The sequence below is a fragment of the Arthrobacter sp. P1_B11 genome (assembly GCF_056406715.1).
Map to the genome: position 1 here is coordinate 200014 of NZ_JBFTZQ010000007.1, position 25392 is coordinate 225405.

At 64.1% G+C, this 25392-nt stretch carries 18 protein-coding genes and 2 pseudogenes; 9 read left to right on the forward strand and 11 right to left on the reverse strand.

All coding sequences use genetic code 11. The annotated features are described in order from the left end of the window. The first annotated feature begins 77 nt into the window (after nucleotides 1–77). Nucleotides 78–1298, forward strand: a complete 1221-nt coding sequence (locus tag AC1D14_RS08095) for a beta-ketoacyl-[acyl-carrier-protein] synthase family protein (RefSeq protein WP_230117890.1) — start codon at nucleotides 78–80, stop codon at nucleotides 1296–1298. Between the two features lie 297 nt (nucleotides 1299–1595). Here the strand turns inward: AC1D14_RS08095 and radA are convergent, their stop codons facing one another. Both radA and AC1D14_RS08105 read right to left on the reverse strand, forming a co-directional pair. Next, the gene (gene radA / locus AC1D14_RS08100; RefSeq protein WP_230117891.1) at nucleotides 1596–2969 is read right to left on the reverse strand and encodes a DNA repair protein RadA; all 1374 of its coding nucleotides are present in this window, start codon (nucleotides 2967–2969) and stop codon (nucleotides 1596–1598) included. Nucleotides 2970–3191: 222 nt separating this feature from the next. After that, nucleotides 3192–3410: pseudogene (locus AC1D14_RS08105) on the reverse strand (recombinase family protein); the annotation flags it as partial. A gap of 1284 nt (nucleotides 3411–4694) precedes the next feature. On the opposite strand from AC1D14_RS08105, the gene AC1D14_RS08110 reads away from it, so the two are divergent. The 3 genes from AC1D14_RS08110 to AC1D14_RS08120 all read left to right on the forward strand — a co-directional run bounded on the left by AC1D14_RS08110 (nucleotide 4695) and on the right by AC1D14_RS08120 (nucleotide 10431). Then, nucleotides 4695–7817 carry a hypothetical protein gene (locus tag AC1D14_RS08110; RefSeq protein ID WP_476968280.1) on the forward strand — a complete coding sequence of 1041 codons (3123 nt, stop codon included), beginning with the start codon at nucleotides 4695–4697 and terminating at the stop codon, nucleotides 7815–7817. Nucleotides 7818–7836: 19 nt separating this feature from the next. Continuing rightward, complete coding sequence (locus AC1D14_RS08115; protein ID WP_230117893.1) at nucleotides 7837–8337, forward strand: hypothetical protein; 501 nt, start codon at nucleotides 7837–7839, stop codon at nucleotides 8335–8337. Between the two features lie 714 nt (nucleotides 8338–9051). Then, entirely contained in the window at nucleotides 9052–10431 is a 1380-nt protein-coding gene (locus tag AC1D14_RS08120; protein ID WP_230117894.1) for an MFS transporter, read from the forward strand. Between the two features lie 84 nt (nucleotides 10432–10515). Here AC1D14_RS08120 and AC1D14_RS08125 read toward each other — a convergent pair whose 3' ends face one another. The 3 genes and pseudogenes from AC1D14_RS08125 to AC1D14_RS08135 form a co-directional block, all read right to left on the reverse strand. After that, on the reverse strand, nucleotides 10516–11175 hold the full coding sequence (locus AC1D14_RS08125) for a helix-turn-helix domain-containing protein (protein WP_476968293.1): 660 nt from the start codon (nucleotides 11173–11175) through the stop codon (nucleotides 10516–10518). Between the two features lie 573 nt (nucleotides 11176–11748). Beyond that, nucleotides 11749–12348, reverse strand: a pseudogene (locus AC1D14_RS08130) (GAF domain-containing protein); the annotation flags it as partial. A 13-nt stretch (nucleotides 12349–12361) separates the two neighbouring features. Then, on the reverse strand, nucleotides 12362–13420 hold the full coding sequence (locus tag AC1D14_RS08135) for an alcohol dehydrogenase (protein ID WP_230117896.1): 1059 nt from the start codon (nucleotides 13418–13420) through the stop codon (nucleotides 12362–12364). Between the two features lie 246 nt (nucleotides 13421–13666). Between AC1D14_RS08135 and AC1D14_RS08140 the strand changes: the two genes are divergently transcribed. The 3 genes from AC1D14_RS08140 (at nucleotide 13667) to AC1D14_RS08150 (ending at nucleotide 17774) form a co-directional block, all read left to right on the forward strand. Beyond that, nucleotides 13667–14602 carry an alpha/beta hydrolase gene (locus AC1D14_RS08140; protein ID WP_476968281.1) on the forward strand — a complete coding sequence of 312 codons (936 nt, stop codon included), beginning with the start codon at nucleotides 13667–13669 and terminating at the stop codon, nucleotides 14600–14602. 69 nt (nucleotides 14603–14671) lie between these two features. Next, nucleotides 14672–16297: a flavin-containing monooxygenase gene (locus tag AC1D14_RS08145; protein WP_230117898.1), complete on the forward strand. Its 1626-nt coding sequence runs from the start codon at nucleotides 14672–14674 to the stop codon at nucleotides 16295–16297. A gap of 97 nt (nucleotides 16298–16394) precedes the next feature. After that, on the forward strand, nucleotides 16395–17774 hold the full coding sequence (locus AC1D14_RS08150) for an NAD-dependent succinate-semialdehyde dehydrogenase (RefSeq protein WP_230117899.1): 1380 nt from the start codon (nucleotides 16395–16397) through the stop codon (nucleotides 17772–17774). Nucleotides 17775–17835: 61 nt separating this feature from the next. On the opposite strand, the gene AC1D14_RS08155 is transcribed toward AC1D14_RS08150, so the two are convergent. Then, on the reverse strand, nucleotides 17836–18465 hold the full coding sequence (locus tag AC1D14_RS08155) for a TetR/AcrR family transcriptional regulator (protein WP_230117900.1): 630 nt from the start codon (nucleotides 18463–18465) through the stop codon (nucleotides 17836–17838). Nucleotides 18466–18575: 110 nt separating this feature from the next. On the opposite strand from AC1D14_RS08155, the gene AC1D14_RS08160 reads away from it, so the two are divergent. Then, nucleotides 18576–18986 (forward strand): carboxymuconolactone decarboxylase family protein, encoded by a 411-nt coding sequence (locus AC1D14_RS08160; protein WP_230117901.1) that lies wholly within the window; start codon nucleotides 18576–18578, stop codon nucleotides 18984–18986. Between the two features lie 12 nt (nucleotides 18987–18998). After that, nucleotides 18999–19832, forward strand: a complete 834-nt coding sequence (locus tag AC1D14_RS08165) for an NAD(P)-dependent oxidoreductase (RefSeq protein ID WP_476968282.1) — start codon at nucleotides 18999–19001, stop codon at nucleotides 19830–19832. Nucleotides 19833–19863: 31 nt separating this feature from the next. Here the strand turns inward: AC1D14_RS08165 and AC1D14_RS08170 are convergent, their stop codons facing one another. From AC1D14_RS08170 to AC1D14_RS08190, 5 genes are all read right to left on the reverse strand, one after another. Beyond that, nucleotides 19864–20730, reverse strand: a complete 867-nt coding sequence (locus tag AC1D14_RS08170) for a 3-hydroxyacyl-CoA dehydrogenase family protein (protein WP_230117903.1) — start codon at nucleotides 20728–20730, stop codon at nucleotides 19864–19866. Between the two features lie 2 nt (nucleotides 20731–20732). Beyond that, complete coding sequence (locus AC1D14_RS08175; RefSeq protein ID WP_230117904.1) at nucleotides 20733–21539, reverse strand: enoyl-CoA hydratase/isomerase family protein; 807 nt, start codon at nucleotides 21537–21539, stop codon at nucleotides 20733–20735. Beyond that, on the reverse strand, nucleotides 21536–22762 hold the full coding sequence (locus AC1D14_RS08180; protein WP_230117905.1) for a thiolase family protein: 1227 nt from the start codon (nucleotides 22760–22762) through the stop codon (nucleotides 21536–21538). The genes AC1D14_RS08175 and AC1D14_RS08180 overlap by 4 nt, the downstream gene beginning before the upstream one ends. A 68-nt stretch (nucleotides 22763–22830) precedes the next feature. After that, complete coding sequence (locus AC1D14_RS08185) at nucleotides 22831–24036, reverse strand: acyl-CoA dehydrogenase family protein (protein ID WP_230117824.1); 1206 nt, start codon at nucleotides 24034–24036, stop codon at nucleotides 22831–22833. A 67-nt stretch (nucleotides 24037–24103) separates the two neighbouring features. Continuing rightward, a complete protein-coding gene (locus AC1D14_RS08190) occupies nucleotides 24104–25348 on the reverse strand; it encodes a CaiB/BaiF CoA transferase family protein (protein ID WP_230117823.1) in 1245 nt (414 codons plus the stop codon). Between the last annotated feature and the right edge of the window lie 44 nt (nucleotides 25349–25392).

The following is a 25392-nucleotide window of genomic DNA, read 5'->3' on the forward strand; positions in this document are numbered from 1 at the left end:
CCGCGGCCATCCGGCTGCCGGCCGGTTCCGAATACTCAACGGGAGTTTCGCTCCAGTTCCAGGAAGCAAGGTGTGTCATGTCTGCAGTTCCGCCCCGGGCCGTCGTCACCGGAACGGGCACGATGAATCCGCTCGGGTCCACGGTCCCCGAAACCTGGACCTCCATGCTGGCCGGGCGATCAGGCATTGCCGCCCTTGACGAGGACTGGGCGCAGGCCCTGCCGGTGCGGATCGCGGGGCGGGTCACGGCTGACGTGGCGTCGTTGCTGACCACCCGCGAGTTCAAGCGGATGGACCGCTGCGGGCAGCTTGCGCTTGTCGCTGCCCGTGAGGCCTGGGTGCAGGCCGGGACCCCCGACGTCGACCCCGAAAGGCTCGCCGTGGTGATCGGCTCGGGCTACGGGGGACTGGACACCACGCTCGCGCAGACCCGGGAGCTGGACGGCGGTGGCCCGCGAAAGGTCTCACCGCACACGCTGACCCGGATCATGGTCAACGGCCCGTCGGCCTGGGTCTCCATCGACCTCGGTGCCCGCGGCGGGGCACGCACACCGGTCAGCGCCTGCGCGTCCGGGGCCGAGGCGATCGCCCAAGGCGCCGAAATGATCCGGTCCGGAACGGCCGACGTCGTCATCGCCGGAGGCGTGGATGCGTGCATCAACGACCTGATCATCAGCGGCTTCGCGCAGATCCGGGCCCTTTCCACCCGCAACGGCGATCCGCAGGGCGCTTCCCGTCCATTTGACCGGGACCGCGACGGCTTCGTCATCGCGGAAGGCGCCGGAATCCTGGTGCTGGAGAGCGAGGACCATGCCCGGGGTCGCGGCGCGGAAATCCTGGGCGCTGTCGCGGGAGGCGCAGTGACCTCGGACGCCAGCGACATCGTGGCCGCTGATCCGGAGATGCAGCGAAGGGTCATGCAGAAGGCGCTCGCTTCGGCCGGGCTCAACGGGGCGGATATCGGGTTTGTTCACGCCCACGCCACGTCCACCCCTGTGGGCGACCGCCTCGAGGCGCAGGCCATCAAAGCGGTGGTGGGAGACGGAGTGCCGGTGACCTCGACCAAGTCGCTCACCGGACACCTGCTGGGCGGGGCGGGCGCGCTTGGCGCGATTGCCACGCTCCAGGCCCTCAGGACCGGCGAGCTGCCCGGGACATACAACATCGGCAGCCTTGATCCCGAGGTCGATTTGAACATCATCACCGGAACCGTGCGCGGCAGCACCGCGACGGCGGGACTCGTCAATGCGTTCGGCTTCGGCGGCCACAGCGTGGCGCTGGTGGTCACCGGGTCCTAGGTGTGCTCGGCAAGCGTCGCGCTCGGCGTCTCCGCCGCCCTTGAGATCCCCGCCCTGCTCGTCATCGGCCGGCTGGGCCGCCGCTTCTCCAGCCGGGCGCTCATAGCCTCGGGCTGCCTTGCCGGAATCGCCTACTATGCCGCGATGGCATTTGTCGACAGCCGGATATCAGGGGATCTTTGCCGTCTCCGCGGCTCTCACCGTCCTCGCTCCGGCGATCCGCAACACGACAGGCCGGCCGCCCAAGCTCACGCGGAGGGCTGCGGCCGAAAAGGCCGGCGCAAGCTCTGGCCCTGTCTAGCTGATTAGCAGGCTCAGCGCCTCGGCCAGGTGGCTGACCTCCCGCACCGAGAAGCCCGATGGAATGGGGCCCGGGCCGTTGTGGCTGGACGGAACCACGGCGTGCGTGAAACCCAGCCGGTGCGCCTCCTGAATGCGCTGGTTGATGCCCGGAACCGGCCGCACCTCGCCTGCCAGCCCCACCTCGCCAAAAGCGATCAGCCGCTGCGGCAGCGGCTTTTTGGCCTTCGCAGACGCAACAGCCAGGGCAACGGCCAGGTCGGTGGCAGGTTCGCTGAGCTTCACGCCGCCCACCGTGGCCACATAGGAATCGTCCTTGTGCAGCAGGCAGCCCGCCCGTTGCTGGAGCACGGCCAGCAGCATGGCCACGCGGGAGCTGTCCAGGCCGCTCGTCGCCCGCCGCGGCTGTGAATTGGGGCTTTCCGCCAGCAGCGACTGGACTTCGGCCAGCAACGGGCGCCTGCCCTCCATCGTGACGGTGATGCAGGTGCCGGAAACTGGATCCTTGGTGCGCGTGACGAACAGTCCGCTCGGATCGGCGAGACCGACGATGCCATCCTCGTTGAGGTCGAAGCAGCCGACGTCGTCCGTGGGCCCGTACCGGTTCTTGACCGCGCGAAGCAGCCGGAGCCGTGAGTGGCGTTCGCCTTCGAACTGGCACACCACGTCCACCAGGTGCTCGAGCAGCCGCGGCCCGGCGATGGAGCCGTCCTTGGTCACGTGTCCCACCAGCAGGGTGGTCATGTTGCGGCGCTTGGCGGCCGCGATGATGGAGGCCGCCACCTCGCGCACTTGTGAGACGCCGCCGGAGCTGCCTTCCACGTCGGCGCTGCTGAGCGTCTGCACCGAGTCCACCACGAGGAGCTTGGGTTCCACCTTTTCCACCTGGCCCAGGGCCTGGCCAAGGTCGGTTTCTGCCGACAGGTAGAGGGTGTCCGCTATGGCATCGATGCGTTCGGCCCGCAGTTTCACCTGGGCGGCGGATTCCTCGCCCGTGACGTACAGGACGCTCTGGCCGGTCCGGGCGAACTTGGCTGCGACGTCCAGCAGCAACGTGGATTTCCCGACGCCGGGTTCCCCGGCCAGCAGGATGACGGCACCGGGAACCACGCCGCCGCCCAGCACGCGGTCAAGCTCGTCCACGCCTGTCGGCAGGAAGGCCGCCGTCGTGGCGTCCACCTCAGCGATAGGGCGGGCCGGCTCCAAAACTGTTGTGGCCGCCGTCGTACGCGCAACCGCGGTGCCGGTTTCCTCCACGGTTCCCCACGCCTGGCACTCGCCGCAGCGTCCCACCCACTTGACCGTGGTCCAGCCGCATTCCGCGCATTTATAGCCCGGGGCCTTGGCGGCCCGGGAAGTCTTTGTAGCCATTGCTCCACAGTATCTGGCGGTTCCGACATTCCAGTTCCGGGGTTTCGCACCGCTCGCGCGCCCCGGTGCGGTGATCGCCTCGTCGAACAAGCGCGACATCATGGACGTCACACGCGCGATCCGGTCAGCGGCAGGTGACGTGTGGGTTTTTGATCCCCAAGGGACGGGAGACCCCTTGCGGGTTGGGGGCGGAAACCTGGACCAGTGCACGCAGAGGTCATCCAGGTTGCGGGGAAGCCGGTCCATGCTATGGACCACGACAGTGTCTCCGTCACGGGCGAAGCGCAGCAGTACAGCCAATTGGGGCCGGAGTGTGTCCCGGCCCGAGGCCTTGTTGCTGAAAATCCGATCCGGAGCTTGGCCGTCGAGCTGCCGCGATTCATTCTGGTCCAGCGTGCTGACCCTCGTATACCCGATTCGTTGACCCGCCACCGAAGTCACCCCTACCGAAGCTGTCAGGATGAAACCTATGACTTTCCAAAAGGTATGTCTAGAAAAGGAACTTCAGATCCTATTCTGACAGCCGCTCCGGGTGGTGCCTGACGTCAGGGTGGGGTGTGGTTTAACTGGATGTGAGTGTCCTTCGCATTCCGCTGTTCCGGGGTGTCTAGAAGTTTGAATCGCTCGCAGGGCGAAGCTTGCGAGATGGAACCGAGGAATTAGTCCTCGCCCCAGCCGCTCCTCATCGCTTGACCCGGCTCAGGTGTGCGGTGATAGTTCCGAAAATGGTGCACGTCGGCACCATGGCGCCGAGGTGCGGGTTTGGGTGTTGATGTATTCAACATGTCGGTATCCGGAGGGAGTGACAAGCGCCCGTCCATACGGTGGCCGTGGGCGACGCCGAGCACGCGAATGGCCAGCGTGGCCCGGCGAATGGGGACGAGGAAAGTGACTCACGAATACTCGTGTTCTTGGACTCTGAGTCGAGCTCGAGTGCCGTGCCGAGGGTCTTACGCCGGATCTGCTGCGTGCCTTGTCCTCGACGGCCTTCTCAGTCTTATCGGCAAGATCGGCTAGAACTTCTCATCCCCAGCGTTTTGGTGTCAACCAGGAACTCAAATACCAACGCGCATTTCGCTACTTTCTTCGTGGACCCCGGTAGACAGCGGGGACGGATAGCAAGTAGATTTCGGCCAGCGTGCTTTTGTTACTTTATTTGGGGGAATCGTGGGGGATGGCCTTCCGGGTCGAATCTTGGGTTTATTTGTTGCCGTAATTGTGCTCATGGGGATTGTCTCTGTGCCTCCTGCTACAGCAGCCGGTGTGCTGGGGGCGCCCGTGCCGGTGGTCTCAGGCACCGCCCGGGTCGGGTCGAAATTGACCGCACTCCCCGGAGCCTGGGGGCCGGCGCCGGTTTCTCTGAGGTACCAGTGGCTGCGTTCCGGACTCGCCATAGCCGGCGCCACCGCTTCCACATACGTAGAAACGCCAGCGGATTTGGGAAGAACCGTCGCCGTGAGGGTCACCGGCTCCAAGACGGCGTATGCGACAACCACCAGGACGAGCAAACCAACTGCAGCCGTCGGTGCCGGTGTGCTGGGGGCGCCCGTGCCGGTGGTCTCAGGCACCGCCCGGGTCGGGTCGAAAYTGACCGCACTCCCCGGAGCCTGGGGGCCGGCGCCGGTCACATTGAAGTATCAATGGGGTCGTAATGGAACCGCTGTGTCCGGTGCGACCGCCCCCTCCTACAGTCCGAACCCTGCGGACCTAGGGGCCCGCGTATCGGTGACCATTACCGGTTCCAAAAGCGGATACACCACGCTGGCCAGAACCTCGACAACCACAATTGCCGTCGGAACGGGAACCCTCACCGCCGCCACACCGACCATCGCCGGGACGCCCACGGTCGGTTCGCCCCTCGCCGCGGTCGTTGGGACATGGACGGCCGGAACGACCTACACGTACCAGTGGCGAAACGACGGTGTCCTCCTTTCAGGAGCAACAGGGGCGACCTACCTGCCTGTTGCCGCCGACTTTGGTGGCAAAATCTCAGTAACCGTCACTGGATCAAAAACCGGTTACATCTCATTGACCAGAACCTCCGCGTCCACTCCCGCCGTCGCAGCGGCTGCCCTGACAGCCCCGGTCCCAACTGTGACCGGTACCCCCAAGGTCGGAACTACCCTGACAGCCGTCACAGGAGCTTGGGGGCCCGATCCGGTAACCCTGAAATACCAATGGAACGCCGACGGACTGGCCATTGCGGGCGCCAATACACCCACCTACGCTTTGGTCACCGGCGACGCCGGGAAAACCATCACGGTCACGGTCACGGGAACGAAGGCCGGCTACACGTCTGCGGACAAAACCTCCGCCCCCACGGCCACGGTCGTAGCGGCGCCAGCAGGAGTGATTCGGTTTTCCGGATCCATCGACCAAGACACGACCTGGTCAACGGATGAAGCCTCGGTCTTCCTTCTCGACTCGGTCACTATTTCTCCGGGGGCAACCCTGCTCGTGAAGCCCGGCGTGGTGGTCAAGGGAACGCTGACGGTTTCCGGCACGCTCAAGGCGGAGGGAACTGCCGTTTCCCCAGTGATCTTCACCTCGGCCTCCGACGACAGCGCCGGCGGAGACTCCAACGGCGACGGACCCACACCAACCACCGAGCAGGGCACACCGCTCCGTGTGGCTGGCATCGCCACCATTGTGCTATCCCACATCAAGGTGGACCACAGTGATCAGCTCGCCGAATATGTTTTTGACCCAAACGGCAAGAAGCCGATGCTGCAGGTCACCGACAGCGAACTCAACGCCACGCTCAACGCAGGCGATGCGAACCGACCGGTAGTGGAACGGAACCGCATCCACAGCCGCGGTCAGGCCGGGCTATCGGCCTACCGGGCTGATGTCAGCGGTATTGCGCTCAGCGGGCCAGACACCAACATTCTTTCTGGGACCGCACAGGAACGCGCCGTTTCCTTTGGTGATTCGTCCATCCCCGTCGGTGCAGCGATGATATGGAACCAGGATTCAAACGCCTCAGCATTCAGTGGAAACGCATATGTCGAGGGAAGTTTAACCCTGACATCAGGCGTTGTGGTCAAAGCACGCTTGACAGTTTCCGGCACGGTCAAGGCAGAGGGAACAGCGGCCGCCCCGGTAATTCTTACCTCGGACTCCGATGACAGCGCTGGCGGAGACTCCAACGGCGACGGCGCCACACCCGTCACCGACCAGGTCTCACCTCTCCGGGTAGAAAGCAGTGCCGGAGTCGTGCTGTCACATGTTCGAGCGGACAACAGTTACATGCTCTTTGACTGGATCTTTGATGTGTCTGGCAGGCAGGCCTCGCTGCAGATCACCGACAGCGAGCTCAACACAGCAGTCAACATCGAGTCTTCAAAACGACCCGTCTTGGAACGCAACCATATTCATAACCGGGACCGTGGCCAGGCAGGCCTCACCACTTCGCGAGTCGATGTCAGCGGCATCTCACTCAGCGGGTCGAACACCAACATCCTGTCCGGCACAGACGTAGAGCGGACCGTTCGCTTCCACGAGTCCACCATCCCCGAGGGCTTCACGGAGACTTGGAATCAGGACTCGAATGCCTCCGCATTCGTCGGGGACCCGCAGGTTGGAGGGAACCTGACACTGACCCCCGGCGTGGTGTTCAAAGGTGTAGTGACAGTCTGGGGCACCCTCACGGCAGAGGGAACACCAACGGCTCCCGTGATCTTCACCTCGGACTCCGATGACAGCGCTGGCGGAGACTCCAACGGCGACGGGGCAACAGCACCCTTCGACCAGGGGTGGCATATCGTAACGGCTGGCCCTGCCACCATAATTCTGTCCCACGTCCGGATGAACCACAGCCAGCAACTCTTCAATTGGAGCAACCCCGGCCAGGGAGTAACGACGCAGATCACAGACAGTGAACTCAACACAGCGGTCAATATACAGTCCTGGAACCGGCCAGTCTTGGAACGCAACCACATTCATAACGGAGGGCGAGGCGAGGCAGGGCTGACCGCTTATCGCGTCGATGTCAGCGGCATTGCACTCAGCGGCCCAAACACCAACATTCTGTCAGGCACAGCCGCAGAAAGAACTGTCCGCTTCCTCGAGTCCACCATCCCCGTTGGGGTTACTGAGATTTGGAACCAGGACGCCAACGTTTCAGCATTTAGTGGAAGCACATATGTCGAGGGAGGCCTGACCCTGACAGCCGGCGTGGTCATCAAAGCGAGGCTGACGGTCTTCGGCATGATCAAAGCGGAAGGAACCGCCCTCGCACCCGTAATCTTCACCTCCGAGTCCGATGATAGCGCTGGAGGGGATTCCAACGGCGATGGAATCACGCCGATCACTGACCAGTACATCAGCGTCCGGCTCGAAACCGGATCTAAGGCCTCGTCGCTCAGGTACTCGCTGTTCATGCACTCCACGACGGCCGTATCTGTTGGCGAATTTATCGGCTTGTCCGTAGACAACAGTAAGTTTGTAGACACGAAGGCAGCGTTCCAAGTTGACGGTGCCGCGCACTTTGACCCTGCCCTGAGTGTGTACTACCCATTGCTTCCCTGCGCACCCCCCTACGACTCAATGGTGACCGTAAGCAATACATGGTTCGGCTCGACGGGATTTCCAGGCGTTGAAGCCGATCTCACAAGCTTCGCCGGCCTGGCCATCGATGACGCGCTAGTTGGCGGCCTTTACGACATGGCCACTGGGCAAGCTCCGTTAACGGGCAGCGTAGGAACGAACACGCGGCCTTGGGCAGGCTATTCCTGTTCCCCAGGAGACCCCTCCAAGACGGTTTCCTTCCCCGTGACGCCTGTCATTCTTGGCAGCACTCCAAAGGTCCCCGCAATTGAACCGTGGACCAGCTTTAGCCAAAACTAGTAGGGCCGGGTTCGTCCTTGTGATCGATGAGATGCAGGACCTCGACACGGAGCTGCTGGGTGCGCTTCTGAGCGTTCAGTACGCCGCTGGTCAACGCGGCTGGCCCATGTACATCCTCGGCGGAGGCCTGCCGTCCCTGCCGGGCCAGCTCAGCGAAAGCCGCTCCTACGCCGAACGACTTTTCCACTACTGCATGGTCGGCAAACTCGCTCCCGACGCGGCAGCAAAAGGGGCAGTCCTCCGAGGACAGGCCCTCGATACCGTCCTCGACGCCGCGGGCGGCTGCGCCTACTTCCTGCAGGCCTACGGACGCACACTCTGGGAAGCCGCGTCCGAGAAAGAGATCACTGTCGGAGACGCCCGCCTCGCGGTCGAGCTCGGAACAGCAGACCTGGACCACGGCTTCTTCGTTGCACGGTGGCAACGGGCAACACCTGCCGAAAGGAACTACCTACGTGCCATGATCCAGGACGGTGAAGGCCCCTCAACCACCGCAGACCTCAGCGGGCGACTTGGTTAGGACCACAGCTCCCTCACAAGCCAGCGCGCCCGCCTGATCGAAAAGGCATCATCTTCTCGCCCGAGCACGGACACGGGCAATTCACCGTCCCCGGCATGGGCGGCATTCATCACCCGCCGGGAGGAGTGACCAGGCAACCGTTAGCCCGCGTGCACCACAGCTGTCAGCTTGGGGTGTGCCCTAACTAGATCTGTGTGCGGTACCCGACAGAACCCATTGTGCGACGGCGCGGGCATGTGCGGTTGGATGGGCTCCCGCCGGCAGAGCCTTTCCGCCGCGCTGCTTGGCTCGTTCTGGGGAGGCAGGAAAGTCTGCCAGTAGCGCAGCCGGCACAGCTTCTCGTGTCTTCGTCCTGACCCATCTCCCCTGCCCGGCGCCCTGGAATTCGGACGCCAACCAAGATTGAGGAGAGTTTTGCCACCCCTCAAAATCAGGCATCTAAGACGGCGGCGTCGTGCAAGCTGAGGTCCTGAACGGGGTCACGAGCTGGGGGAGCAGGAGCGCAGAGCTGGTGGTTGAGGGCGACAGAGGTTGTTTCACATTGGAACACTGTGCTTTGCGACACACTCTTTACCGTGGATACAGATGCCGTGGCGGTTGTCACATTTGGGGGCGCCGCGGCAATGCTGCCCGTTGCTTCTCAGTGCGGGTTACAAGGTCATTCCCACCTATCTGTTCCGTTGGCCCAATGAGCCTGTTTCAAGGGAGAAACACATGACAAGCACTACAACATCGCCGCCGGCGATGACACCCCGCCGTGCGGCGACAGCCGCGCTCCTGGGGAGCGCCTTGGAGTACTACGACTTTTTTGTTTACGGTGCAGCGGCCGCCCTCGTCTTTAACGTGCTGTTCTTTCCTTCCGGGGATCCCACTGTTGCTTTGATCGGGTCATTCGCAACTTTTGCGGTAGGTTACGTGGCCCGGCCCGTTGGCGCTGTCGTGATGGGTCACTTCGGCGACCGTCTGGGCCGCAAGAAGGTCATGCTTGCCACTGTGGTCATGATGGGTGTCGCCTCATTCGCCATCGGGTGTCTTCCGACCTTTGACCAGGTAGGGCTGCTGGCCCCGGCACTGCTGGTGGTCTTGCGAGTGGTTCAAGGTTTCTCTGCGGGAGCTGAATCCGCAGGCGCCTCGACGTTGACGGTTGAGCATTCCCCGGCAGGACGCAGGGGTTTCTTCACCAGCTTCGTTATGGTTGGCTACGCCGTCGGCTGCTCATTGGCGACTATCGTCTTCCTGCCGGTGGCGCTCCTGCCCGCCGAACATCTCTATGGTTGGGGCTGGAGGGTCCCCTTCTGGCTCAGCGCCGTCGTCGTCGTGATTACTTACTACGTGCGGAGCCATCTGGATGAAACGCCCGTATTCACCGAAGCGAAGGAAGAACGCGCGGTACGAAAGCTGCCGCTGAGCGACGTCTTCAAGTACCACTGGCGCAGTGTGATCTGTGTGGCCGGTGCATCCCTGATGGCAGCGATGCAGACTTTGTTCGCTGTTTTCAGCTTGTCCTACGGAACCTCGGTCGGCGTGGACCGGAGTGCGATGCTCGCCATTATCTCCGGCGCCATAGCGCTCTCCGTCTTTACTCTTCCGGCAGCGGGCTACCTCTCTGATGTCATCGGCAGGAAGCGGACAATGCTGATTTCCTCTGTAGGGTGTGCGGCCACGATCTTCGGTTACCTTTGGGCGATCTCGACGACGGACATCCTGCTGATCGGGGTCTTCGCGTTCATCAACATGACTTTGTTCTTCGGCTGCTACAACGGCGTTTGGACGTCGTTCTTCGCCGAGCAGTTCCCGGCTCCTGTGCGCTTCACGGGCATGGCCGTCAGCAACCAGCTGGGCAATCTCCTGGCCGGCTTCGCACCAATGGTCGCGGCGATGCTCCTCGTGCCGGGCCCGTCAGGCTGGCTGCCCGTCGCAGTCTTTGGTGCGGTAGCCGCCGGCATCGCGGCCGTCGCAGTCCTCGGAATGCGCGAGACTTCCAAAACCCCCACAGAGCTGCTCGGTGGGCCGCGGGCTCAAGCCACAAATCCCGAACGTTCCCTGGACGAGCCTGCTGGGCCCAAGCGGACCGTTGAGGCGGTCACGGACTAGTAGACCCAGTAGATCCCTAAAATAACGGGCCCCCGACGTTTCGTCGGGGGCCCGTTATTTTGGACTGTGTTACTCGTTCCCGGGCTACGGTCCCGGAAGGATCATTCGTTCGTCGTCATCAATTTTGAGGGCGCGCATTTTGCGGTACATGGTGGTGCGGCCGATGCCCAGAATTTCTGCGGCGCGGGACTTGTTGCCGTCGGCTTCGGCCAGGGCGGCGACGATGGTGTCGCGCTCGGATTGCTCGTAGCGGCTGAGCGAGGAGAGGGTTGTCTGGCGCATGGGGGCTGGCAGGTCTTTGGTTTGGATCAGGCCGGTGCCGGCCGAACGTCGCAAGTTGGCAAGGAGCCGTGCCAGCTCGGCGATGTTGCCGGGCCAGCGCCAGGTCAGCAGGCATTGGAGGGCTGCGGGGGAGAACCGTGGCGAGGGTGCCCCGGGGAAGAGTTCGGCCGAAACCTCGCGCACGATGTCCAGCAACTCACCGCGCAGTTCCACAAGGGACGGCAGGTGTACCGGAGCTTGAAGGCCCTCAGCTTCGTGGTTGGGGTTGAATGGGCCGCTGGTCCGTTCGGTAAGGATGACACGTGCCCCTGGGTGGACGCCGGGGCGGTGGGCCGACGCGAATTCGGTGAGCTGCTCTACCAGTTCGTGGCCGATGCCTGGTCCGGCGGTAACGAGGATTCCGCAGCCTTCTTTCAGTGCCGCTTCCATGCCTGCCCAGGCCGTTGGGTCCTCGGTGAGCATTTCTGCGGTGAATGTCTTGGGCTCGCGCCCGGTGTGCTGGCGCAGCCACTTTGAGGACTGGTAATGCTTCCCGGTACCAGGGCCCCCGGTGACGCGGATTAGGCCATCGGCGGTGGCGGCAACGGTGAGTTCGCGTTGGAGCACGCTGTAAGAAGTTGTCGTCCGGGCTTGGCGGGATGATAGGCCGTCCAGCACTTCGCGGAGCGCGGGCGCAGACTTTTGCTCTGGGTGGTTGACGACGGAAATCCCGCCCTCGGCTGCCGCGCTGGCTGGCTCGGTAAATTCGAGCGCGAAGATCGCGTCCTGGCCTGCTCGGCCGAGACGGCGCACCATGGCTTCGGTTCCGAGCACGGGAAGTTCGAGTTGCAGCTTGTCCTGGTCCCAATGGTGCATGCGCAGCATCTCCCACAAGTAGGCGTGGGACTCGGCGTCAAAATGGGCGAGTGCGGGCAGGTCGGTCATCACGGTTTCCGAGTTCATGACCAGGACCGGATGCTTGGAGGACCGGAACTGGCGGTATGTTCTGGCCAATTCGAGGTTCCGGGAATCGGCCATGAGTTCGAGCGCTTCAGCTATTTGATGACCGGCCTGCCGGGCCATGGAAACCATCAGGGGGCTTGAGGCATCAACGTGGGAGGCGATGGACAGCGATCCCACGATCCGGCCCGTGATGGGGTGCTTGATGGGGGCTCCCGCGCAGGCCAGTCGGGCCAGCGCGTCATTAAAGTGTTCATGACCGCGGACGAAAACCACTCCGCGCCCCTCAATAGGGGTGCCGAGCCCGTTGGTGCCCAGAGCCAGTTCGGAAAAGACAAAACCTTCCGCGGCATTGGCGTTGTCCAATGTCCGGGCGTCCTGGGCATCGACAATGCGCCGCGAGACGATCTTGCCCTCCTCATCGGCGAGGAAAAGGGCCATCCGGGTGTCGGTGAGATTGCTTTGCCACTGGTCCAAAATCCTTCCGGCAGCGCGCAGGATTGCACTGTCCGGATCAACCTCGCCAAGGATGTGGGGACCGGTTGCAGGGTTGACGTGGTTCGATACCGAGCGCCGCCAGCTCTGTTCGATTTCTTCAGCCACCAGCGACGCGGGGATGGAAGCCCTGACGAGGCCCTCCGTGATCAGCTGCTCCCGGGCGCTCCGGAGCGCGTCTTCACGCCGTGATTTGTCCATCACTTTCTCATTCTCAAGCAGTCAAAACGATGCGTCCAGCGATCCCGCCGGCAGTCAGGTCGTCCAGGGCCCGGGAGACTTCAGCCGCGGAAAGGGTCCTTTCGGACACCGGGATGGTGGGCAGTTCCCCTGCTTTGGCAATCCGGACCAGATCCTGCAGTTGAGAAAGTGTCCCGACAAAGCTGCCTTCGATGCGAATCATGCGCAGCGCCAGCATGGCAGTGGGTAGGGTGACTTCACCACCGAAGAGTCCTACCTGGATCATCGTCCCTGCCTTGGCGAGGACATCGAACGCGGACGTAGCAGTGGCACCGTTATTGACGAAGTCCACGACGGCACTGGCCGGCCCGCCTGCCGCGCGTTGAATGTCCGCTGCCCCGTTGCCTCCTCCGGAAATAACCGTGCTGGTTGCGCCCATCTCCCGGGCAAGGGCCAGGTTCCGTTCCGCGACATCGACCGCGCAGATGTTCCGGTGGCCTTGGGCCCGGAGGATCGCTATGGCGGTCAGGCCCAGCCCTCCTGCCCCGAAGATGACCACGGGCTCGTCCGGCCCGAGCGGAAGAACCTTGTCCACGGCACTGTGAGCGGTGAGACCGGAACACGCCAGGGTCGCCGCCCAACTCGGGTCAAGGCCCTCAATGTCCACCAAGTACTTCTCGTCGGGCACCATGATGTACTCGGCGTAGCCGCCGTGGCGTGCCACTCCAAGGTTCTGTCCGGCAGCGCAGCGGTTATCGTGGCCTTCCCGGCACTGGCGGCATGTGCCGCAGCCGATCCACGGGTAAATCAGTCGCACGTCACCGGCGCTGACGGATGCAACGTCAGCACCTACCTGCTCGACAACGCCCACTACTTCGTGGCCCAGGACCATCGGGTACTGGATGCCGCGGTCTTTCATGCTCATGTGTCCGCGGCTGCCCAGGTCGTAGCCGCCTTCGCGGAGGTGGGTGTCGGTGTGGCAGACGCCGGCCCGCATGACTTTGAGCAGTACCTGCCGCCCCTCGGGGCTTGGCGTCGACAGCTCCAGGTCATGGATGGTGGCATCGTCCGGGAGGACGGCGAATGCGTGCATTGCGGAACACCTCTTCATTGTGGCAATAGGTATCCATCCATCATGACCAACAATTGCTGCAGCTTCCAATACCAATCCATGACCCTTTTAGGGCGCGTTCCGGTATCAATGCATCCGCTGCAGTGTTTCACATTGGAACACGTGTGGCATGGAGCACAGTCCTACCTTTGATGCAGACGCCGCGGCACGCATCACAACAGGGGAGAGGCCGCAGGCACCAACAGATCGCGTCAAAGGAGACCCACAATGACCACCAACCTTGTTGAACAGTCCGGCACCGCTTCGGCCGAAGCCGGGAGCCAGGACGTACTGCGGAATCTCTACGCTGACTGGGCTCAGATCATGGCGACCACGCCGGACCTGACCATGCGCCTGTTCCGTTCCATTTTTGACGAGTGGCACCAGCCGACGGTCGAGCCCGAGGGCGTCATGTACCGTGAGGACACCGTTGGGGGCGTTCCGGGCATCTGGTGCCTGCCAAAGGGTGCGGACAGGACCAAGGTCCTCCTGTACACCCACGGCGGCGGCTTCGCCGTCGGCTCCGCCTCGAGCCACCGCAAGCTCGCCGCCCACGTCGCCAAGGCCCTCGGATCCGTCAGCTTCGTGCTGGATTACCGCCGCGCCCCCGAATTCCAGCACCCTGCCCAGATCGAGGACGGCGTGGCCGCCTTCGATGCCCTCGTCGCCTCCGGCATCGCCCCGCAGGACATCACCACCATCGGCGATTCCGCCGGCGGCAACCTCGCCATCGCCATTGCCCTGGCGCTTAAGGAACAGGGCAAGCCCGGTCCCGGCCAGGTCATCGCCTTCTCCCCGTGGCTGGATATGGAGAACAAGGGCGAAACCCTTGTCACCAACAACGACACCGACGCCCTGATCACCCCCGAACTGCTCGAAGGCATGATCGCCGGCGTCCTCGGCGGCACGGTTGACCCCACCACCCCGCTGGCGAACCCGCTGCACGCGGACTTCACTGGTTTCCCCCGCCTGTACATCACCGCCGGCAGCGTCGAGTCACTCCTGGACAACGCCACCCGTCTGGAGGAACGCGCCAAAGCCGCCGGTGTGGACGTCACCTTGTCCATCGGCGAGGGCCAGCAGCACGTCTACCCGTTCCTGGCAGGGCGCTCCGCCCTCGTCGCCCAGGAGTTCGAGAAGCTCGCTGCCTGGTACCGGAACTAACCCGGCCACCTGCGAAGCCAAACCATCCACTATTCCGTCCCCTGCATCAGAACGACAAAGGAGTTCGCCATGACTGCACAGAACACTTTCCACACCGTTGACGCCGTCGTCATCGGCGCCGGCTTCGGCGGCATCTACGCCGTCCACAAGCTTCATAACGAGCAGGGCCTGACCGTTGTCGGCTTCGACAAGGCCGACGGCCCCGGCGGCACCTGGTACTGGAACCGCTACCCCGGGGCACTCTCTGACACGGAGAGCCACGTCTACCGCTTCTCCTTCGATAAGGACCTCCTGCAGGACGGTACCTGGAAGCACACCTACATCACCCAGCCGGAGATCCTCGAGTACCTTGAGGATGTCGTTGACCGCTTTGACCTGCGCCGCCACTTCCGCTTCGGCACCGAGGTCAAGTCCGCCGTCTACCTCGAAGACGAGTGCCTGTGGGAGGTCACCACAAGCGGTGGCGCCGTCTACCGGGCCAAGTACGTCGTCAACGCCGTGGGGCTGCTGTCGGCCATCAACTTCCCGAACCTGCCCGGCATCGACGCGTTCGAGGGCGAGACGATCCACACCGCCGCCTGGCCCCAAGGCAAGTCGCTCGCCGGCCGCCGCGTCGGCGTGATCGGCACCGGGTCCACGGGCCAGCAGGTCATCACGGCCCTGGCCCCGGAAGTGGAACATCTGACCGTCTTCGTCCGCACCCCGCAGTACTCCGTCCCGGTGGGCAAGCGCCCCGTGACTACCCAGCAGATCGCCGAGATCAAGGCCGACTACGACAACATCTGGGCACAGGTCAAGCGTTCCGGTGTGGCCTTCGGCTTCGAGGAAAGCACCGTGCCGGCCATGAGCGTTTCGGAAGAAGAACGCCGCCAGGTCTACGAGAAGGCCTGGGAATACGGCGGCGGCTTCCGCTTCATGTTCGAAACCTTCAGCGACATCGCCACCGATGAGGAGGCCAACGAGACTGCGGCATCCTTCATCCGAAACAAGATCGTCGAGACCATCAAGGATCCGGAGACGGCACGGAAGCTGACGCCCACCGGCCTTTTCGCCCGCCGCCCGCTCTGCGACGACGGCTACTTCCAAGTCTTCAACCGGCCCAACGTCGAGGCCGTGGCCATCAAGGAGAACCCCATCCGGGAAGTCACCGCCAAGGGTGTGGTGACCGAGGACGGCGTGCTGCACGAGCTGGACGTCATCGTCTTTGCGACCGGTTTCGACGCGGTGGACGGCAATTACCGCCGCATGGAGATCACCGGCCGTGACGGCCTGAACATCAACGACCACTGGGACGGGCAGCCCACCAGCTACCTGGGCGTTTCCACGGCAAAGTTCCCCAACTGGTTCATGGTGCTGGGACCCAACGGCCCGTTCACAAACCTGCCGCCGAGCATCGAGACGCAGGTTGAATGGATCAGCGACACGGTGGCTTACGCGGAGGCCAACGGAATCCGGGCGATCGAACCGACTCCGGAGGCCGAAGCCGAGTGGACCGAGACATGCACCACGATTGCCAACATGACCGTGTTCACCAAGGTCGATTCATGGATCTTCGGCGCAAACGTCCCGGGCAAGAAGCCCAGCGTGCTGTTCTACCTGGGCGGCCTGGGCAACTACCGCGGCGTCCTGGACGACGTCAGTGCCAACGGATACCGCGGCTTTGAGCTGAAGTCCGAAGCCGCCGTCGCTGCCTGACGCGGCGCCTCGCGGCTGCCAAGCCGGTGCCATCGAACTGATGGTGCCGGCCACCGGCCTTGATTCCATCGTCTTTCACTACAGAGGAGAACCACCCATGGGTGTGTACACCACGATCGACCCGGCCACCGGGGACGCAACCGCACAATACCCGGAGATCTCCGACACCGAGCTGGACACTCTCATCGGAAACAGCGCCGCAGCCTACCGTTCCTGGCGCACCACAACCCTGGAGCAGCGCCGTGCCGTCCTGACCCGCACCGCCGAGATCCACCGCGAGCAGGCCGAAGAACTGGCCAAGCTCCTTACCCTGGAAATGGGCAAACCGATCGCGCAGGCCAGGGGAGAGGTGGAACTGGTCGCGTCGATTTACCAGCACTACGCCGACAACCTGGAGGAGTACCTGGCGGATGAATCCCTCACCTTCAAGGGCTCCGGCACGGCTGTCGTCCGCACCGAACCGATAGGACCCCTCGTCGGGGTCATGCCATGGAACTACCCTTACTACCAGGTGGCCCGGTTCGCGGCGCCGAACATCGCCTTGGGCAATACCATTATCCTCAAGCACGCCCGCAACTGCCCCCAGTCCGCCCTGGCCATCGAACGGGTGCTTATAGAGGCCGGATTGCCGGCCGGCGTGTACCTTAACGCGTTCATCTCCTCCGCGCAGGTGGCAGCCGCCGTTGCCGACCGGCGCGTGCAGGGCGTGTCCCTGACCGGGTCCGAGAAGGCCGGTGCAGCCGTCGGCGAGGTCGCCGGCCGGAACCTGAAAAAGTGCGTCCTGGAACTCGGCGGATCAGACCCGTTCATCGTCCTCGACGATGCCGACATCGACGCCGCAGCAGCTGCGGCAGTCATCGGCCGGCTCTCCAACGGCGGCCAGGCCTGCACGGCATCGAAGCGGTTCATCGTGGCGGAGAGTGTGTACGAGGAATTCCTTCAGAAGTTCCTGGACGCGATGGCCCCCTGGCAGTCCGGCGATCCCACCGACGCCGGGACCAAGCTCGGACCGCTGGCATCAACTGCAGGAGTCGAGGAACTGGACGAGCTCGTGCAGGACGCAGTCTCCCACGGCGCGGAACTCCTGCTCGGTGGCGAACGCCCCGACGGCCCCGGCGCCTATTACCCGGCCACGGTCCTGGCAGGCGTCACACCCGAAATGCGTGCCTTCACCGAGGAACTGTTCGGCCCCGTCGCCGTCGTCTACCGCGTCGGCTCCCTGCAGGAAGCGATCGATTTGGCCAACAACTCACCGTTCGGCCTGTCCTCCAGCGTGTTCACATCCGATGCCAAGAATGCGGACCGGCTGGCCGAGGAACTTGAGGTCGGCATGGTGTGGATCAACAGCACTAGCAAGAGCTCGCCCGACCTGCCGTTCGGCGGCGTCAAGGGCTCGGGCTTCGGGCGGGAACTGGCCCGCTACGGCTTCAACGAATTCGCCAATAAGAAGCTGGTCCGGAACCCCGGCGCCAGGTAGGCGGATTGCTGAGTCACCGCGCCAGGTTGCCGGCAGTGTGCCCGCAACCTGGTGCGGCCGTTTAACCTTGGGGGTCTTTCGCGAAGGCGGGGTACAGGGCGGCCACGAGGCTTTGGCCGAACGCTTCGTCCAGCGGCTCGCCGCTGAGGAACAAGCGGTAGTAGATGGGGCCGAGCAGAAGGTCGGTGACCAGCTCCGGATCCAGTCCTTCCCGCAGCTCACCCCTGGCAGTGCCGCGTTCCACCAGGGCTGTGACCTCCCGGACGCGCTTAGCCACCACCGTTTCCCGGTAGGTCCTGGCAAGTTCGACGTCGGCAGCTACCTCCGAGACCAGGCCCTGCATGATGCGCCCCAGCAGGGAGTTGGACATCAGGTCCACCGTCCGGTTCACCAGGCGGGTCAGCTCAGTCTGCGTGTCCTTGGCATAGGGCAGCGTGCTGACGTCGCCCAGCATGTCCAGCAGGACGGCCAGTGCCAAATCATTCCGGGACCGGTACCGGCGGTAAATGGTGGATTTGGCGACGCCGGACCGCTCGGCAACGCGTTCGATCGTCAGGCTTGCAAAGCCGGAACCGGCCAGCAGTTCCCGCGTGGTGTCCAGGACCACCCGTTCCGTGCGCGCGCGGCGCTTTTGGTGACCTGAGGCTGTGGCCCCGGCTGGACCGCCGTCGGCCGCGTCTGCTTTCTGCATAAAAAACCTTCCAGTCCTCATACCCCGAGTGCTAATATTGAAACGCAACGTAGCGTTTTATAAATGCTACTCGCTAACTCGTTTCCATAGAAGCCTAGAAGGGCAGCACCATGAGCACTGACCGGTACCAGCGCGGACTCGACCGGATGATGGAACTTGTCTCCAGCGAACACGCCAATACGTTCGACCACGCCAAGCTGGTGGAGTCCTATGCGGCCCTCGACGCCGAACTGTCGGACTACATCGTCTCCTTTGCTTTCGGGGACATCTACTCGCGGGACAGCCTGACCCAGCAGGAACAGACGATGGTGACTATTTCCACGCTCGCCGCACTGGGCACCGAGGTCCAGCTGAAGCTCCATATCAACGTCGGCTTCAACGTGGGCCTCACCAAGGAGAAGATTGTCGGCGCCCTGATCCAGTGCATCCCCTACATCGGATTCCCCCGCGTCCTCAACGGCCTGACCCTCGTCAAACAGGTCATGGCGGAGCGCGGCATGACCCTTGAAGCCACGAACTAGAGGACCCGCAGCATGAGCAAGAGAATCGGTTTCGTAGGACTCGGAACCATGGGACTTCCCATGGCAGTCAACCTGAACAAGGCCGGCTTTGAAGTGATCGGCTACGACGCCTTCGCCGGATCCCGGGAGAAGGCGAAGGCCGCAGGAATCATGGTGGCCGAATCCCTGAAGGAAGTAGCTGAAAAGGCTGACGACGCAATCGTCTCCATGGTCCGCGACTACGCCCAGAACGTGGACGTCATCCTCGGCAAGGGCGGGCTGCTGTCCGTCGGCCCCAAGAACATCACCATCATTGTCATGAGCACGCTGGACCCGGACACCATGAACGAACTGGGCCGGCWGGTGGAGGAAAACGGCTACGCGAAGCTGATTGCCGCCGCCGTCAGCGGCGGCGCCACGGGCGCCCAGGCCGGCACGCTGTCAATCATGGCCTCGGGCGCGGAAGACGTGGTCACCGCCGCCCGCCCGTATTTCGACGCCGTCGGATCCAACACCTTCTACTACGGCAGCAAGCCCGGCAACAGCCAGGCCGCGAAGCTGGTCAACAACCTGGTCCTCGGCATCACCATGAATGCCGTCGCTGAAGGCCTCAAGTTCGGCGCGGAATACAACCTGCCCGAAGCCGAACTGCTGAACCTGTTTAGGGTCAGCACCGGCGACAGTTGGGTGGCCCGCAACTGGGACTCCGTGTCGGAGTGGACCGCGGACACCGCGCTGGCCGTGCTGCTCAAGGACCTGAAGGCCGCGCACCTCAAGGGCCTCGAGCACAACGTGGCCATGCCCTTCAACGCCCTGTCCTCCACCCTGTTGTTCGACTCCATGGGAAAGAAGCCCCAGGCCAACTAGATGGCCTGGGGCTTCAAACCGTGCGGCGGCTTCAGCTCCAGTCGAAGAAGCCTTTGCCGGTTTTGCGGCCGAGTTCGCCGCGTGCCACTTTGTCGCGGAGGATCTGCGGCGGGGCGAACCGGTCACCCAGGGTGGACTGCAGGTACTCGGCGATGCCGAGGCGCACGTCCAGGCCCACGATGTCCGTGGTCTTCAGCGGCCCGGTGGGGTGCTTGTATCCCAGGACCATGGCGTTATCAATGTCTTCGGCTGAGGCGACGCCTTCCTCCACCATCCGCATGGCCTCGAGGGCGATCGCCACGCCCAGGCGTGAGGAGGCGAAACCGGGGGCGTCATTGACGACGACGGCGGTCTTGCCGAGCGCCTCAACCCACCCGCGGGCCGCAGCCGCCAGCGGCTCCGGGGTCTTCTTCCCCACGACCACCTCGATGAGCGTGGAGGCGGGGACCGGGTTGAAGAAGTGCAGCCCCAGAAAGTCCTGCGGACGGTCGAGCTCGTTAGCCAAGCCGTCCACGGAGAGCGAAGAGGTGTTGGAGGCCAGCACTGCATGGTTGCCGAGTTCAGCCTCGACGGCCCGCAGCGAGGAGACCTTCAGGTCCCACAGTTCGGGCACGGCCTCCACAACCAGCTCCCGGTCACGGAAGGAGGCGTAATCGGTGGTCACCGACAGGCGGGAGGCATAGTCGGCCGCCTCGCCGGCGAGGCCGCGGGCCAGGGACTTGCCGACGGCGTCCTCGACGCGTCCGCGGGCGGCGTCCGCCGCCGCATGGTCACGTTCCACCACCACGACGTCGGAGCCTTTGACCAGGAAGGCGTGGGCGATCCCGGCGCCCATGCGGCCGCCACCGAGGACGCCCACCTTTGCGGGGAGCCCGGCGGGAATTGCAGTGTTGCTCATGTCTACTTCTTCTTCCTGTCGAGAAACGCTTGCATGCGGTCGAACTTGGCCGGGGATTCGAAAAGCATGCCCTGGGCCAGGGTGTCGATCAAGGGATGGACTTCCCTTGGGGCATGGAACACGGCTTTAGTGATCCGAACGGCCAGCGGGTCCTGCCCCGCGATGGAGTCTGCCAGCGCGTGCGCCGCATCCAGCAGCGTTTCCGGGTCCACGAGTTCGGTGATCAAGCCGACAGCCAGGCAGTCCTCGCCGGTGAGGACTTTGCCTGCCAGCAGGATCTGTTTGGCCACCGGTTCCCCTACGAGCTCCTTCAGCCGCCAGGTCGCACCCGCCGCGGCAAGGATGCCAAGGTTGGTTTCCGGGTTGCCCATCCGCAAGTCAGCGGTGCCGATGCGGAGGTCCGCCGCGTAGGCCAATTCCGCGCCGCCACCGAGGGCGTAGCCGTCCAAGGCGGCGATGACGGGCATAGGCAGTTTGGCGATCCGGTCGAAGACCCCGGAGTTGATCCCGGCCAGCGCGTCGTCGCGCCGCCGCTCCCGCAATTGCGCGATGTCCGCCCCGGACGCGAAGACGGCTCTGGCTCCGGTGTCCGGGTTAGCGGGCGTGCCAGACAGGATCAGGACTTTCGGGGTCCGCTCCAGGTACGCGCAGACCACATGCAGTTCATCCACCATTGCCTGGTCGATGGCGTTGCGTGCCTCCGGCCGGTGCAGCCGGACCGCCAGGCGGTCCACCCGCTCCTCAACCTGCAGCGTTTGGAAACCCCCGGCACCCAGCTGCGTGCCCGCGTCGTACATCACGTCCGTCATGAGAGCCCTTCCAGGAGCAGCGCCGTGCCCTGCCCGACGCCCACACACATGGTGGCGAGTCCCAGCTTCCGGCGTTCGGTGGCTTCCCTCTCGAGGCGCCCGAGCAGGGTGATGACAAGCCGGGAACCGGACGAACCGAGGGGATGGCCCAGGGCGATGGCGCCGCCGTCGTTGTTCACGATGTCGGGCTCGAGCTTCAGTTCGCGCATGCAGGCCAGCGCCTGGGACGCGAACGCTTCGTTAAGTTCGACGGCGGCCAGGTCGCTCACCGCGAGGCCGGTGCGGTCCAGGACCTTGCGGGTGGCCGGGACCGGGCCGATGCCCATGATTTCCTGCGCGACGCCGGCGGACGCGCCGTCGAGGATGCGCGCCCGGGGCGTGAGCCCGTACTTCTCCACGGCGGCTTGGGATGCGACGATGATCGCGGACGCGCCGTCGTTGAGGGTGGAGGCGTTGCCGGCGGTGACTACGCTGCCGCCCTTCACCACGGGGCGCAGGCCGGCCAGGACATCCCGGGTGGTTCCCGGGCGGGGCCCCTCATCGGTGTCCACGATGGTTTCCACGCCCTTGCGGCCCTTGACAGTGACGGGGACGATTTCATCCGCGAAATTCCCGGCAGCGATGGCTGCGAGGGCGCGTTCGTGGGAGCGGACGGCGAACTCGTCGCAGTCATCGCGGGAGATGCCGTAGACGCGGGCCACTTCCTCGGCCGTTTCCGGCATGGAGTAGGTGGCCTTGCCGTCGCGCGAGAGCTCGCCGGAGAGGAAGGCGGGGTTGGGGAAGCGCCAGCCGATGGAGGTGTCAACGACGGCGCCGGGTTTGGCGAAGGGTTTGTCCGGCTTTTCCATGACCCACGGAGCGCGGGACATGGACTCGACACCGCCTGCAACAACGATGTCCGCGGCACCGGCTTTGATCATGTGCGAGGCCATGATGATGGCGCTCAGCCCGGAGGCGCAGAGCCGGTTGACTGTAACTCCGGGGACCGTGTCGGGGAAGCCGGCGAGCAGCCAGGCCATGCGGGCAACGTTGCGGTTTTCCTCGCCGGCGCCGTTGGCGTTGCCGAGGATCACCTCGTCGACGACGGCCGGGTCAAGGCCTGCCCGTTCGACGGCGGCACGAACAGCGATGGCAGCCAGATCGTCGGGGCGGACGGAGCTCAGGGCGCCGCCGTAGCGGCCGACAGGGGTGCGTGCCCCGCCGATGAGGAATGCTTCGGTCATGGAAAAGCTCCTTGTGAATCGTGGTTTGGGGGGGAGGACGGGGCCAGGCGGGGGAGGTTATCCGCGGGTCAGCGGAAGGCTGAGATTCCCGTGATGTCGCGGCCTACGAGCAGTGCCTGGATGGAGTCAGTGCCCTCGTAGGTGGAAACGACCTCCATATCGGTCAGGTGGCGGGCGACATGGTTTTCGAGCAGGAGACCGTTGCCGGCGAGCAATTCCCGTGCCTCGTTGCAGATCCACTTGCCCTTTTGCGCGGTGGCCATCTTGACCATGGACGCCATGGCGTTAGTCAGGGTGCCTTTCTCGGCCAGTTCAGCCATGCGGTTGACCATCAGTTGCATCGCGGTCAGCTCGCTGAGCATGTTGGCGAGCCGGTGCTGGACCAGCTGGTAGCTGGCGATCGGGTTGCCGAACTGGACCCGCTTTGCGGCATAGTCGGCTGCAATCTCGAAGCAGGCCATTGCGTGGCCGACTGCTTCCCATGCGGCACCGCCACGGGTCGCCTGCAGGACGCGGGAGACGTCAGCGAAGGACCTGCAGTTCTGAAGCCGGTTGGTCTCCGGGATCCGCATGCCCTCGACGACGATGTCGGCCTGCAGGATGGCGCGTTTGCCGATCTTGCCGGTGATGACGGTGGGGTTGTAGCCGGCCGGGTGGTTTCCGTCCGCGTCCTTTTCGACGACGAAGGCGTTGACCTTGCCGTCCTCGGTGTTGCGGGCGAACAGGACCACGACGTCGGCCGCGTGGCCGTTGCCGATCCAGCGTTTGTGGCCGTCGATGATCCAGGTGTCTCCCTCGCGGCGGGCGCTCGTTTCCAGCGCTACCGTGTCGGACCCATGGTTAGGCTCGGTGAGGGCGAAGGCACCCGTTTTCTCCAGCCGGGCCATGGCAGGCAACCAGTGCTGCCGCTGCTCCTCGTTGCCCAGCATGTACAGGGCGCCCATGCAGAGGTTGGAGTGGACGCCCAGGAAGGTGTTGATGCTTCCGTCAGCGCGGGCCATTTCGCGCGCGACCATTCCCGCGCCCTTGCGGCTCATTCCCGGGCATCCGTATCCCTGGATGTAGGTCCCGATGATGCCGAGTTCCGCGAGGCCGGGCAGCAGTTCGTCCGGGAACTCCGCCCGTTCCCAGTAGTCGTTGATGATGGGAAGGACGCGTTCTTCGGCGAACTGGCGGACTTTGTCGCGGATGGCCAGCTCTTCGGGCGCCAGCTCATCGTCGAGGTTGAAGTAGTCGGAGTTCACGGCGGTGCGGGCAGTTGTAGTGGTTGTCATGACAGGTCCTTTATGGTTCCGCGGACGGGTACTGGGTGCTTGTGGGGTGGCTGCTTGTGGGAGAGGGCTAGCCGTGCGTCGCTGACTGCAGCCACTGGAGGATGTCCCCCCGGTCTGCGTCGATGCCTGGCGGCACGAGGTCATAGCTGGCGGGTGTCGCTGAGAAGGTGATCGGGTTACGGACGCCGGGGATGGAATCCTCACCGGTGCCCACGTCCACGACCGGTTCCAGTCCCAGGCGCTGGGCAAAATCAATCCCACTGCGGACGTCGTTGATCGGAGCACACGGCAGCCTTGCCTCGGTGAAGATGTCGAACCACTCCGATGCGGTCCTGACGGCCAGCAGTTCCTGCAGGATGGGGCGCAGCGCCGATCGGTTGAGGCTGCGGTCCGGGGGTGTGGAGAACCGGGGATCGTCTGCAAGTTCGGGCTCACCGATGACGTTGCAGAGCGTCCGGAACTGCCGGTCGTTGCCGATGGCCAGAATGATTTCCCCGTCCGCGGTGGGGAGCGGTTCATAGGGGTAGATGCTGGGGTGCTCGTTACCCATGCGGGTGGGCACGTTTCCGCTGAGCAGGTATCCGCCGGTCTGGTTAACCATGCCGGACAGGGCCGAGGACATAAGGTTCACCTCGATGCGTTGTCCGCGGCCGCTTTGGCTGCGTTCGTGCAGCGCTGACAGGACGCCGATGGCGGCATGGAGTCCTGTGATGACATCAAAGACCGCAACACCGGAACGGTACGCGGGAAACTCCGGGTCCCCGGTGAGGCTCATGAGCCCGGACATGGCCTGGACGAGCAGGTCATAACCCGGCAGGGCCGCTCCGCCGGCCGAGCCGAACCCGGTGATGGACGCATAGACCACAGCGGGGTTGCGTTCGGCGATGGACGCGTAGTCCAGGCCGAAGCGGTCCAGCCCGCCAGGTTTGAAGTTCTCGATGACGACGTCGGCGCCCGCAGCAATGTTCCGTGCCGTGTCGATGTCATCGGGATCGCCGAAGTCCAATGCGATGGATCTCTTGTTCCTGTTGATTGAGAGGTAGTACGTGGATTGGCCATCGAAGACCGGGGGCTTCCAGGCCCGTGTTTCATCGCCGGCGGGGCTTTCGACTTTGATGACCGTGGCACCCATGTCCGCCAGGAGCATGGTGCAGTACGGTCCGGCGAGGACCCGACTGAAGTCGGCAATGACGATTCCGGCCAAAGGACCGCTGACGTTGCGACCGAAGGCGTCCCGGCGTGCGTGATCGGGTTGGCGGTCGTGAGCAGCAGCCCCTGGAGCCAGGGGAGCGGCGTTGCTCTGCAGTGTCATGGGTCCTCTTCCATAGCGGGTTCTTTTTCACTATCCCACCGGGG